Annotated in this window: 7 protein-coding genes; 5 read left to right on the forward strand and 2 right to left on the reverse strand. The window is 44.1% G+C overall.

Annotated features, from left to right (window positions below):
• The first annotated feature begins 144 nt into the window (after nt 1–144).
• The 4 genes from RLO19_RS29515 (at nt 145) to RLO19_RS29530 (ending at nt 9018) form a co-directional block, all read left to right on the forward strand.
• Nucleotides 145–1791: a CocE/NonD family hydrolase gene (locus RLO19_RS29515; protein ID WP_446361135.1), complete on the forward strand. Its 1647-nt coding sequence runs from the start codon at nt 145–147 to the stop codon at nt 1789–1791.
• A 724-nt stretch (nt 1792–2515) separates the two neighbouring features.
• Nucleotides 2516–6613: a response regulator gene (locus RLO19_RS29520; protein ID WP_446361137.1), complete on the forward strand. Its 4098-nt coding sequence runs from the start codon at nt 2516–2518 to the stop codon at nt 6611–6613.
• Between the two features lie 74 nt (nt 6614–6687).
• On the forward strand, nt 6688–7950 hold the full coding sequence (locus RLO19_RS29525) for a sensor histidine kinase (RefSeq protein WP_446361139.1): 1263 nt from the start codon (nt 6688–6690) through the stop codon (nt 7948–7950).
• Nucleotides 7951–8562: 612 nt separating this feature from the next.
• Nucleotides 8563–9018, forward strand: coding sequence for a helix-turn-helix domain-containing protein (locus RLO19_RS29530; RefSeq protein WP_446361141.1), 456 nt, complete (start codon nt 8563–8565; stop codon nt 9016–9018).
• A gap of 141 nt (nt 9019–9159) precedes the next feature.
• Here the strand turns inward: RLO19_RS29530 and RLO19_RS29535 are convergent, their stop codons facing one another.
• Nucleotides 9160–10482: an AAA-like domain-containing protein gene (locus tag RLO19_RS29535; protein ID WP_446361143.1), complete on the reverse strand. Its 1323-nt coding sequence runs from the start codon at nt 10480–10482 to the stop codon at nt 9160–9162.
• 410 nt (nt 10483–10892) lie between these two features.
• Here RLO19_RS29535 and RLO19_RS29540 point away from each other — a divergent pair, with 410 nt between their 5' ends.
• The gene (locus RLO19_RS29540; protein WP_446361145.1) at nt 10893–12329 is read left to right on the forward strand and encodes a sodium/glutamate symporter; all 1437 of its coding nucleotides are present in this window, start codon (nt 10893–10895) and stop codon (nt 12327–12329) included.
• Between the two features lie 181 nt (nt 12330–12510).
• On the opposite strand, the gene RLO19_RS29545 is transcribed toward RLO19_RS29540, so the two are convergent.
• Nucleotides 12511–13022: zinc ribbon domain-containing protein (locus RLO19_RS29545; RefSeq protein ID WP_446361147.1), on the reverse strand; the 512-nt coding region annotated here is incomplete at its 5' end.

Genomic DNA, 13022 nt, shown 5'->3' on the forward strand with positions numbered 1-13022 from the left:
ATGAACAATGGATAATGACCTCTCCTTAAAAGAAGAGGATTGAAATTAAGGAAAATCTTTTTTAATTTCTTCGTAAACGAAGAGGTCTTAGACCAAATTAATCAATTGTCAATTATCAATTATTAATTATCCATTGATAAAACAATGACAAAAATTCGTAAACAAACAGCATCAATGTTAACCCGCGATGGAATTCGTCTAGATGCTGATATTTACTATCCCGATACAGAGACAGACTTACCCGTACTACTGATGCGACAACCCTATGGAAGAGCGATCGCGTCTACTGTAGTCTATGCCCATCCCTCTTGGTATGCCGCCCAGGGGTATATTGTGGTGATTCAGGATGTGCGGGGACGGGGAACGTCAGGGGGAGAGTTTCACCTATTTGTCCATGAGGTTGCTGATGGAATTGATACCCTTAACTGGGTGTCACAGTTACCGGGTAGCAATGGACAAGTGGGGATGTATGGCTTTTCCTATCAGGGGATGACTCAACTTTATGCCGCATCGGCACATCTGCCTGGATTAAAAACTATTTGTCCGGCAATGATGGCGTATGATTTATATGCAGATTGTGCCTATGAAAATGGGGCATTTTGTTTACAAGCAAATTTGGGTTGGGCGGTACAGTTAGCCGCAGAAACTGCCCGATTGAAAAATGATGCTATTGCCTATCAAATTCTCTATGCGGCATCTCGAAATTTGCCCTTTTATGACCTATCTCCCCGATTTACCGAAAGTTTAAATAAGTATGCACCAAATTCCTTTTATGCTGAATGGCGAAACCATCCTGAACCCGGAGACTATTGGCAAAAACTCTCACCGAAACTAGACGGTGTGGACTTGCCGATGCTGCATATTGGTGGCTGGTTTGATCCGTATCTTCGGGGTAATCTGCGCCTCTATAAACAAATGGTAAGCCAGAGTCATTTTCCCCAGCATCTGATCATTGGACCTTGGGCGCACCTGCCTTGGGGACGGAAAGTGGGGGCAAGAGATTATGGGGCAAATGCGCTAAGTTTTGTGGATACGTTACAAGTCCGTTGGTTTGACCAGTTTCTCAAGGGAATTGATACCGGATTGTTGAATAAACCGCCTGTCTATTTATTTGAAATGGGCAGTAATCAATGGCGTTATTTTGATACGTGGTTACAAAATAATCAGAAATCCTATTGTCTCGCCAGTACAGGTTTAGCCACTGTACGAGACGATTCAGGGACTCTCATCCCCCAATTGGAATCTTTTGACGAATTGCCCCTTCTATCTGCTGTAACTGATGTATTCGTTCATGATCCGTGGCGTCCCGTTCCGGCGTTGGGAGGTCATGCAGCAATTCCGGCGGGGTCCTTTGATCGTTGTGCTATTGATAGTCGTACCGATGTTTTAACCTATACTTCAGCGCCGTTTACTGAAGATTTACATCTAATGGGGGATGTAGCAGTAGAGGTTTTCTGCTATGCAGATAAACCGACTTTTGATCTCTGTGTCGTGTTATCTGAAGTGCTTCCGAATGGGATCGTTTATAATTTCACTCAGGGGTATGCGACTGTAAGTCTGGGTCAAGAGATAACACCTGTTAGAATCGAACTTCAGCCGACTTGTATGAAGATTGCCAAAGGTAATGCATTACGTCTGAGTCTAAGCGCCGCTTGTTTTCCCGCCTATCCAGTGAATCCGGGAACAGGTATATGCCCTGGGGAAATTCCCATGATGGATGCTCAGATCATTACAGTCTCAGTGAATTGTGGTGGAAACTTGACATCGAAAGTTTTATTGCCATTAGCTTAAATTTACTTTAATAGAATTTAGCTGGATTGATTTGACAAAGAAAGGGCTGAAATAACCGAGCATAAAGGATTTTAACATCCAACATCTAAAACTGGATTCACGGCTTCCCTCTTTTAAGCTTGAGAGATCATAAACAATCCAAAAATCACGACTAATATTATACCGCATTAAATCAGAAGCGTGAGCAATAGTTTTGGATAAGGGTAGGCTCAAAATCGGATGGTAAAGATTATTGGGGACTATGTACAATGAGAAAAGTTATCGATTTTTTTACTTTTTTGGTTTACTCTAATATCTATAAGACGAGAACTGTCAAAAAGTCAAAACCCTGGTATCAAAGCCGCACTCCTGTCGTTCTTGCGCTAATAGTCCTGATGAATTTCCGATAAGGTCTGGATATCACATCAGTAGCCCCAGAGCGAAGGACTGAATTTATAATCGACAACGAGCATCCAACCTTATCGTGGCGAATTAACGGCTGACGACGAAAAGCGCTCGCCCCGCTCCGTAGCTAGCGTTCAATGTCTAGCATGGATGTGATACAAGGAAACTAGACACCTGTAAGAAGCATCGAGAAATTTCCCGGCTTCCCTATACTATCTCCAATTTATTGAGAATCCTAGTCAACTGCTGATAGATGATGAAAATACCTCCTCCCAGGAGGTGTCAATTGATCCACCACTCCCACAATCTAAACCCAGTCCCGAATTTTGACGTTTGACCCATGATGAAAAAGCCACCCTTTCTAAAAATGCTCGCCAGAGACAGTAATCAGCAACTATCGGCACAGTTCCACAAATCTTGGCGTCCTCGTCATTTTCTGGTCTGGGTGGTAGTGGGTGTAACAACCGTGGCGATTGGTGCAGTAGCGACAGTCAGCTATTTGGGAGTGCGCCAGCTCATCTTGGAAAACATCAAGCAAAACGCGCTCAATTCCGTGCAAGCAGAAGCCAGTCAAATCGACCGATGGCTAGCCACCCTGAAGGCTGAAATCAAAACAATTGCCAATACTCCCACGGTACGTTCGATGGACTGGTTGCAGATTAAACCGTACTTGCAGATGGAAGTAACCCAAAGTCGGAATTTTACAGCATTTGCCATAACCGATGGCGATGGGAATTTTCAAACGACGGATAACGGTCAAGGGAATGTTAAAGATCGTAAACACTTCCAAAAAGCGATAGATGGACAAGTTAACGTCTCAGATCCGCTGCTTAGTCGGACAACCCAATTACCCGTGATTATCGTTGCTGCACCCATCAAAGCCATGCCACCTCAGCCGCCTAGACCGATTGGGGTAGTAACGGGCGCTATCGATATTGACCGGGTGGCTGAAGTCGTAGAAAGCATCTCCTATGGCAAGAAAAGCTATGCCTTTGCCTTAAACTCTCAGGGAGTGCCTATTGTCCATCCAGACCAAGAGACAATCGGAACACTCGACCAGCCAACTCCCAGTTTTATAGAATCCCCAGAACCTAATCTAGCCGCGATCGCTCGCCAGATGGTAGACAGAAAGCAAGAAATTCAAATGGCAAACCTGGCGGGGGAATCCGTCTATGTGGCTTATGTTCCGCTTCAAGAGGCTGATTGGTCAATTGCCTTAGTCATGAACGATGAAGAAATAGAGGGCGCTCTGTGGTCACTAAATTTGCTGGCGATTGTCTTAGTCACCCTATTAGTCGTTGCCATTTTTTTCGTCAGACGACAGGTGAAACTCTTTGAGGAAACGCGGGCTAAAGCAGCCAAAGAAGCGCTGCTTAACCGCTTAACCAATCGCATCCATTCGTCCCTCGACTTAGACCAAACCTTACCCGCCACTCTAGAAGAACTGACGGCGCTGCTCGGTTTAGAGCGAGTTATTTTGGGTTGGTTGCTAGACGAACAGACGTTGACGATTGCCTACGAATACACCCAGGGCAGTTTGTCTGGCAATGGCAGACAGCTAACGATGAATCCTCCAGGTAAGTTGGGGACTCAATTACGACAGGGTGAGACGGTAGAATTAACCCTTTCCACCACTAGCAATGAATCCGATGATTCTGATGTAGACACAGAACAGGATAATCATCTCTCCACCCATCCTCCTATCCCTGTGACTTCCCCTCAAACCTATACCCTGCAAAAAGGTCACTATTTAGTCGTTCCCATCCATCCTCAAACCGGTGCAAGAGGTTATTTAATCTGTATCCACCCCACAGCTTGGTCTTTGAGTTCCAGCGACATCGAACTATTAGAAGCGATTTCTAAACAAATTGCCAGTGCTTGCACCCAGTCTCATCTGTACGCTAAAACCCAAGACCAAATCCAACTCCTAGACAGCACCTTAAACTCATTAGACCGAGAGCGCCGACAACTGCAACAAGTCATTGCCAGTGCGCCCATGGCAATGGCGATGTTTGACACAGAAATGCGCTATATGGCTCATTCCCAAAAGTGGCTCATGGTGCAAGGGATTGAGGAGCAGTCCATCATTGGTTGCAGCCACTACGAGGTGATCCCAGACATACCGGAACAGTGGAAACAGATCTATCAACGGGCGCTTAAAGGACAAGTCATTACTAACCCAGAAGATATCTGGGAACGTAGCGATGGTTCTATCGTTTATATGCGCTGGGCAATTAACCCCTGGTATACTCCTGATGGTCAGGTTGGTGGGATTGTCATTGCCGCCGACCCAATTAACGAGTTAGTCGAAGCCAGAGAAGCTGCACTGGAAGCGGCACGGTTTAAGTCAAAGTTTCTGGCAAACATGAGTCATGAAATTCGTACCCCCATGAATGGCGTCTTGGGTATGGTGGGACTCCTGTTACAGACTCAACTCACGCCCCGACAGCGAGACTATGCCCAAACCATTCGCCGTAGTGCTGACCATTTACTGACAATCATCAACGATATCCTAGATTTCTCCAAACTAGAAGCTGGAGAAATGGAACTCGAAACCATTGAGTTTGACTTGGATGGCTGTATCGAATCGGTTATTGATGTGCTAGCCACTCAAGCCGAAGCGAAAAACCTAGAACTGGCAACCTTAGTTGACCGCCAAGTCCCCCGAAAACTCAAAGGTGATCCGGCTAGACTACGACAGGTTTTGTTAAATCTGACCAACAATGCCCTCAAATTTACACCCCAAGGGGAAGTGGTTATCCATGTCACCTTAGAAATTGCTACCTCCAAAAATGCCACGCTCCACTTTGAGGTGTCGGATACGGGAGTCGGCATTTCCCCTGAAGGGCAAGAAAAACTATTCCAATCCTTTTCCCAAGTCGATAGCTCCACCACCCGTCAATATGGTGGGACAGGTTTAGGACTAGCTATCTGCAAACAGTTGGTAGACTTGATGGGGGGCGAAATTGGCGTCAAAAGTAAGCTGGGTAAGGGTTCCACGTTCTGGTTTACGGCAAAATTTGATAAACAAGCACTCTCGGAACCCCCCAGCACTCCCTTTGCCCTGACTCATCTGAAACTGTTAGTCGTTTCCGAAAGTCGCACCACCCGCCAATCTGTGCGTTACTTAGTTAATACCTGGGGAATGGGGATTGATGAAGCCAACACACCGGAACTGTCTCTAGATGCCCTGCGGCAAGCCGCTGCAGTTAACCAGCCTTATGATGTTGTGATCTGTGATTGGCAGCTTCCCCAAGTCGAGGATGGGTCGCTCATTCAAACCATTCGCTCTGACCCAGGGTTGAGCCAAACGAAAGCAGTGGTTATGACCCCGATGAATCAACGGGATCAAGTCGAAGAATTATTGTCTGTGGGAGCGGCTAGTTATTTGCTCAAGCCTGTGAGAGCCTCACGGCTATTTGATAGTTTAATGGCGGCTGTAGCGCCCGAAATGATGAGAGAACATCAGGAGGAAGAATTAGCCCAAAATACAGCGACTGGAGACTTCACTCACAGACAACCTGCGACTCCTCTGAATATCCTCTTAGCTGAAGATCACCCCATAAATCAACAAGTTATTATTAATCAGTTACAACTTTTGGGTTATGATGCCGACTGTGCTGCCAACGGTCAAATCGTCCTGGAATTAGTCGAGGAAAAATCCTATGATGTCATTCTCATGGACTGTCAGATGCCTGTTATGGATGGCTATGCTGCTACAACCAAATTGATTGAGCGCTACGGTCGTCATCATCCAGTTATTATTGCTCTAACTGCTCATGCGTTTCCCGAAGACCGAGAACGATGCTCGGCAGTCGGTATGGATGATTATATTAGTAAACCCGTCGATGAGCAACTGTTGAGCGAAAGGTTAGAGTATTGGGCAACCCAGATTAACAAAAATCGTGACGGACAGGGAGATCAGCAGATGGAGAAACACAGAGACACAGAAGACAAGGGAGATGGGGAGTTAACTCAAAATTATGTCATCGAGGATCGCGAAGGATTAGTCAGCGCCAGTTCTGAACAAATGTTATCGTCAACAGCGAAAGGAAATGGGCTAAACTCTTCCGTACTTGCTTCAAACTCAACACTTCCCCAATCCCCAATTAACTGGGAACACCTCGATCGTGTCACCCTCGGTAAAAAATCGGCTCAAGAACGACTCTTGCAGGCTTTTATCGAACATGCTGAAGCGGATTTAAAGGATATCCAAACTGGAGTTACCGCCGAAGATTATGAACAAATCTATGCAAAAGCCCATCGGCTGAGAGGATCGAGTGCCAATTTAGGTATGGAGGCGATCGCACAATTAGCCGCCCAAGTCGAAAACCTTGGACGTGCGGGTTCTCTAGCCGCTATTAAAGAAAATGTTGGCGAGTTAGAACGACAACTGGCTGCGGTTTGCGAATATATCCGCAATATGGATAAATTATGAATTACCTATTCCCTGTTCCTTGTTAAGAGTTCCCTAAAAAATGACAAATGACAAATGATGAATGACAAATAACCATGGCAAAAATCCTCGCCGTTGATGATGATATAACGGTACAAATCATTCTCCAAGAGTTGTTAGAAAGTGAAGGTCATGAAGTGCTGCTGGCGGAAGATGGAGAAGCTGCACTCCTCAAAACCAAAGAACTTCAACCTGATTTAATCATCTGTGATTGGATGATGCCCAAACTCGATGGTATAGAAGTTTGTCGTCGAATCAAGGCAGATCCCCAACTAGCAACCATCTTTCTGATTCTACTTACCATACGCGAACAAGTCGCCGATCGCGTCCAAGGTTTAGATTCGGGGGCGGATGATTTTCTCTCCAAACCCATTGAACCTAGTGAATTGCAAGCCCGGGTTCGTTCGGGACTGCGGCTGAGTCAATTAAACAAACAATTCTCACAAGCCCTCCACGAACTCAAGCAAACTCAATCTCAATTAGTTCAGAGTGAAAAAATGTCCAGTTTGGGTCGGATGGTTGCTGGAATTGCTCATGAAATTAATAACCCAGTCACATTTATTCATGGCAATTTATCCCACATTGAATATTATACCCAAGACTTGTTGGAGCTAGTGGAATTTTATCAACAGGAGTATCCAAATCCTAGCCCTCGTCTACAAAACAAAATAACCGATGTGAATCTTGACTTTTTGAGCCAAGACTTTCCCAAAATATTGGCTTCGATGAAAATTGGCACTGAACGCCTGCGAGAACTGGTGCTATCGTTGCGAAAGTTTTCCCGAATCGATGAAGCTGAACGCAAATCGGTCGATATTCATGAAGGAATAGAAAGCGCTCTTTTTCTGGTACAATATCGGTTATTAAACTCAGCCGGACAGCCGTGGATTCAAATCATCAAAGAATACGGCAAGCTGCCCCTGTTTGAATGCTATCCAGGACAACTTAATCAAGTTTTTCTTCACATTATTAATAATGCTATTGAGGCATTAGAAAGGAATAAAGAAAAAGCTAAAGTTAACGGTTATTCATCTAAAAATATCCCCACCATTAAAATTAAAACAACTCGTCAAGATAACTATCAAGTCATTATTCACATTATCGATAATGGAGTGGGTATAACGGAAATTGTAAAACCTCGAATATTTGATCCATTTTTTACCACAAAACCTGTCGGTAAAGGCAGAGGATTAGGACTATCCATTGCTCACCAAATTGTAGTGAATCAACATGGCGGTGAGTTGGACTGTGTTTCTCAACCGAATGTCGGAACTCAGATGACGATTAAACTTCCTTTTCAAAAATGTTTATTAACTTAATTTGAATGGCACTGACTTAACTTGGGTTTGTATTATGCGCGAAGCATACCATCAGCGATCGCATCTCTGATTACAAATTTTAAAATTTTTCCAACTATATATATTCTAGTTATTGGGTGTTCAGGGAGTAAAGTCAGAAAAGTCCGACAAGTTTTCGCTCATCAATCTGACTTTTCTGACCTTTTGCTGTCGTAAAACATCTGACCTTTCTGACCTTTTCATCGGGACAAAATAATGATAATTGTAGAGTTATAGCTGATTAATATAAGCTGTGAAAGATAGGGTTAGTATTCAGACGACAACATCAGGGACTCTATTAATCCTTGTCTGGATACGGAAAGGGTAACTATTACACCATCACTTCCAATTTATTACGTTGTATTAATACCCAATCCGGATTAAGTATTCGGATAGAAATTTTAGGTGCTGTGTGAACGGGTTTGAACACAGCTCAGATTTACTTTGGGTAACGGTAGCGTTTTTTCTGTCCCTATTGATTGAGGCAGAGCAAATAAATAAAGGTATAAATTTCGCCTACATCTCTACTTTGATTCTGCCTCGCTGGGCTACTTACTCATGAAAATTGCCGTCTGTTTATCAGGAAAATAAAAGATGTTTAAGGATACTCTTGAAATTTGCGACACTGAAAAAATTAATGAGTTAAAGGAGTTTATTTCTATTACTATAGATGTAAGAGAATGGAAAAGAGCCGAAGTAGTCAGACTTAAATTATTAGGATTTTCTTATAAAGAGATAACCAATAGATTAGGGGTATCTACAAGTTTTATTGCCAAGTTCCAAAGAAGATATGCGGAAAGAGGAATAGAGGGAATTAAACTCGCATATAAGGGATCAAGAAGTTACTTAACCGCTACAGAAAAAGCAGAAATTACCCATTGGCTAAATTGCCCAGAACACCGAAATATATCAGACTTAAAAAGGCATTTAAGAGACAACTACGACGTCGTGTTCAAATCTAAAGAAAGTTATTATCGCCTTTTGAGAGAAATTAAATTAGGTCGGCGAATCAGGAATAAACCTAATTCTATAGAAATTAATAATCCGTAAATTAAAAAATATAATGCATCTGTCAATTCGATATTTATAGCAGTGTAATTATAAATTATACTGCTATATTCACAAATTGACAATGGATACAGATCCCCGACTTCTTGGAGAAGTCGGGGATTTTGCTCAGTTCACGTCTGATTAATGCATCAAAAAATAGTTTCGATAAAGTTCACAGGTGGGACTTGCCATCATTCCTTGCAGTTGCACTAAACCCAATCCTTCTAAACGATGAGCCGTTTGAGTATCTAGGGAAATCGGCTCTGAACTCGATAACACTTGATAAAAGGCTTGCTCTAACCCTGCATCCTGTGTCAACATAATCCAAAGTTGATCCAAATATTCCCCGTAGATGCCTTTAGGTGTGGGGGCTTCTGCTAACAGTTGTTCTAGTGATAAATAGCCTAAGCGTAACCAGTAAAACGCCAATTGGAGTAGGTAAGGATGACCGCCCACCAAATCCAGTAAAGGCTCTAGAATAGAAGTTGTTTCTATCCCCACTTGCTCAAGTTGATAACGCTGCCTTAATTCGCTAATTTGAGGGCGGGTGAAGGGGGATAAGTTGACAGGAAGTCCGACATTCAAGGGAGATTGGTGGGTCTGAATGGATAAGGTTAACTCGGTGGAATAGGCAAGAATTAACCGTAACTTTTGCCAATTTCCTGGGATGCGGGCTTGTTCGTACCAATGACGCAACATTAAGAAAAAATGACTGGCTAAATCGGGATAGTCAAATAGGGTATGCACCTTGTCAAAGGCAATGACCACAGGCGTGTCAACCGCATTGAGGCAATACTCTTGCATATAAACCGTGCAACTCATTTTACTCCCGGCTCCCTCGAACCAATAGTCGTCGAATTTGGGAGCTAAGTTCAACTGTTGGCTAATCACCCAACAAATCCATTGCAAAAATTGATCCAAATCCTTGAACATAGCTGGCTCTGCCTGTTGCACATTGACTAAAACCGTTTGCATTTCATGCTGATGAGCAATGCCGAACAGACGATAAATTAAAGAGGTTTTGCCCATCCGTTGCGGCGCTTTCAGGCGTATCAGGCTCCCGGCTTGATGAAGGGTGTTAATGGCTAAGGTTTCTATGGGGAGACGCTCAATATAGAAGGGTGACTTAAAGGGAAGAGGACGACCGGGAAAGTCGAGTTCGGCTAATGTGGTCTTCGGTTGAGTTTTTTTGTTGAAATTTCGGCTTTCTTCTTGGGGGAAATCCCTTAACATAAACGCCAAATTTCGCTTGTTTATTTCACGGTTTAATTCGCGAGAGAGAGCCAGCCAAAGCTGAGAACCAATATCTTTAATATAACCCGAATCATACCCCGTTTCTTTAGCGATTTCTCGATATAATTTTCCTGACAATGCCCTATCTAACACAATTTCCTCAACTTTGCTGAGTTTTCTGGGGGCAAGGATTGTTTTAACCCATTCAAGTGTTTCTTTTTGGCTATTCATTTTTAAGTAGAGAGGTCAAAATTACAGAAAAAATGGTTAATTTAAAATCCTAAAATTCACGACGATATTACCATATCCGGTAGTCCTGCCAAGAGTAGCGATCATTGACAAACTCGACTAAATACCCATACTAAACCGCTGATTTTATGGACTTGTTAAAATCAAAATATGATTTTTAAATCATACAGCTTTATTACTGTATAGCAGGTTAGTAAGCTCAGGCAAGTCGGGAATTTTCTCGCCCATACATCTTTCCAACCTTGCAGAATGCTCAAATAAGCCTGATTCTGCACCTCCAAGGTAATACAATGTAATACGCAAGGAAAAAAAAGTGTTTCCTGAACCTAAGTACAACGATTGACTGGCTTAAAGGCGGGATAAAATCAAACATTACAGCATATAATTTTTCCATGCTTAATCTTAAAGATGCCCTGTTTGCCTTCATCTTGGTTGCACTCCTGATTCTAGTCGGGCGGTTGATCCACCAAAAAGTCCACTGGATACAGAAACTCTACATTCCCGAATCCATTGTCGCCGGTGTGGTGGCGCTGTTGTTGGGACCCCAGGTTTTGGGTGCGATCGCGGGTTCAGGTTCACCCCTCGACAATGGTGTCTTCCCTGAATCCATTCGGGATGTGTGGTCACAGTCTCCGGGGGTGTTCATCAATATTGTCTTCGCCGCTTTGTTTCTGGGTGAATCGATTCCTAATCCACGGGACATCTGGAATAAAGCCGCACCCCAAGTGGTATTTGGTCAAAGTCTGGCGTGGGGGCAATATGTAGTGGGTATTTTACTGACATGGCTGATCCTCATTCCCTTCTTTGACATTGATCCGACGGCGGCGGCTTTAATTGAAATTGCCTTTGAAGGGGGACATGGTACAGCCGCTGGGATGGCGGGAACGTTTCAAGAATTGGGTTTTCCAGATGGCGCTGACTTAGCTGTAGGATTAGCAACCGTGGGGATTGTGTCGGGGATTGTGGCGGGAACGGTACTTGCCAATTGGGGGAGACGTAAAGGCTATGTTCAAGGCGTTCAGCAAAACGTAGCTGAACCCGACTGGTTTGAGGATTACACCCACAGTGAAACCCCGCAAATTCGCAGGGCGCGATCGCGATTGATGCGGAATATGTTAATTGATCCCCTGTCGCTGAACTTCGGCTTTGTCGGATTAGCGATCGCGATTGGTTGGCTGATTCTTAATGGATTAATTTGGATCGAGTCGGTGACATGGGGGAGGGGGGGATTTGAACTGATGAGTTATGTCCCCCTATTTCCCATGGCGCTCGTTGGCGGGATTATTGTCCAGTTGCTGATGGAACGGTTGGGACTCCATCCGCTGATTATTCGACCCCTAATGAATAATATTGCTGGGGTAGCCTTAGATATCGTCATCGTTACCGCCTTAGCCACAATTTCTCTAACTGTAATCGGAGCCAACCTTGGTGCTTTTCTGCTACTGAGTATCGTTGGAATTGCTTGGAACATTTTTGCCTTCCTTTATCTCGCCCCTCGCGTGATTCCCTCCTACTGGTTTGAACGGGGTTTGGGTGATTTGGGACAATCCATGGGAGTCACCGCAACAGGTATTTTATTGTTGCGAATGGTTGACCCCGACAATCGATCGGGTGCCTTTGAAAGTTTTGCTTACAAACAGTTGTTTTTTGAACCCATTGTTGGCGGCGGATTATTCACCGCAGCCGCACCCAGTCTTATTGCTAAATTCGGTCTAGTTTCCATGTTGTTTCTCACGGGCGGAATTCTCACCGCTTGGCTGATTTTTGGATTTCTCGCCTTTGGCAAAAGTGCCAGACAAGCTAGAAAAGCGGAAAAGGGGATGAAGTAGGGACAGGCGTTAATTGTTAATGGGTAACTGATTTTCCCTTTCTTGGGGTGAACTAAATCTCGGCAAATCTATGTAGATAAGCTAGAAGTGTCTCATATTGCTGGTTTCATCCGTTGATGGTTGTCGTTAGGGACGTTGCTGAAGCAAGGCACTTCTCCCACCCACCGGAGCTTAACCGTACCTAGCACCCCGCTAGGTGATACTCCGCTTCAAGTCGTAACGCTTCTGCTCTAAACTTAAGGTTGAGCCAACCCAAGTTTAGAGCAACAGATACAGACTTTCCAATCGAAGCTAAGTATCGAACCGTCCGCACCAGTAAAATGGTGCGGACTTCTGCATATTTCAGAAAGCGAGTAATCTCGCTATCAGAGCCGCGATGCAGAATGTTCAATGCAGCGTTTTTGTCTGCTTGAATTACGTCCCCTGTGTAACAGATAAAACGATCCCCATCCCGTTGACCCAATAACGTCCCGGTACGAGAACACATTTGCGACGTATAAGCTGGATTTACCACAGACACAGTCGATCCAGTCTCCAATGCGATTTTTTCGATTGAAGCTTGTAGTTCACCTTTCATCCATTGGTTTAGCAAGCGATTAATTTGCTTCGCTTGCTGTTTCCCAATGATGGGCGAGGTGAGGTCTTCTGCAAAGATGCGAGTCGGTGAGGTGAGCAGGAGTCTTAAATCTTTGC

Origin of the sequence: Coleofasciculus sp. G2-EDA-02 (assembly GCF_040226375.1) — a bacterium.
Lineage (GTDB): Bacteria > Cyanobacteriota > Cyanobacteriia > Cyanobacteriales > Coleofasciculaceae > Coleofasciculus.

Bases quoted from the DNA above. Each gene is read 5' to 3' on its own strand.
- RLO19_RS29515 (WP_446361135.1), top strand. From the start codon at position 145: ATGACAAAAATTCGTAAACAAACAGCATCAATGTTAACCCGCGATGGA.
- RLO19_RS29520 (WP_446361137.1), top strand. From the start codon at position 2,516: ATGATGAAAAAGCCACCCTTTCTAAAAATGCTCGCCAGAGACAGTAAT.
- RLO19_RS29525 (WP_446361139.1), top strand. From the start codon at position 6,688: ATGGCAAAAATCCTCGCCGTTGATGATGATATAACGGTACAAATCATT.
- RLO19_RS29530 (WP_446361141.1), top strand. From the start codon at position 8,563: ATGTTTAAGGATACTCTTGAAATTTGCGACACTGAAAAAATTAATGAG.
- RLO19_RS29535 (WP_446361143.1), bottom strand. From the start codon at position 10,482: ATGAATAGCCAAAAAGAAACACTTGAATGGGTTAAAACAATCCTTGCC.
- RLO19_RS29540 (WP_446361145.1), top strand. From the start codon at position 10,893: ATGCTTAATCTTAAAGATGCCCTGTTTGCCTTCATCTTGGTTGCACTC.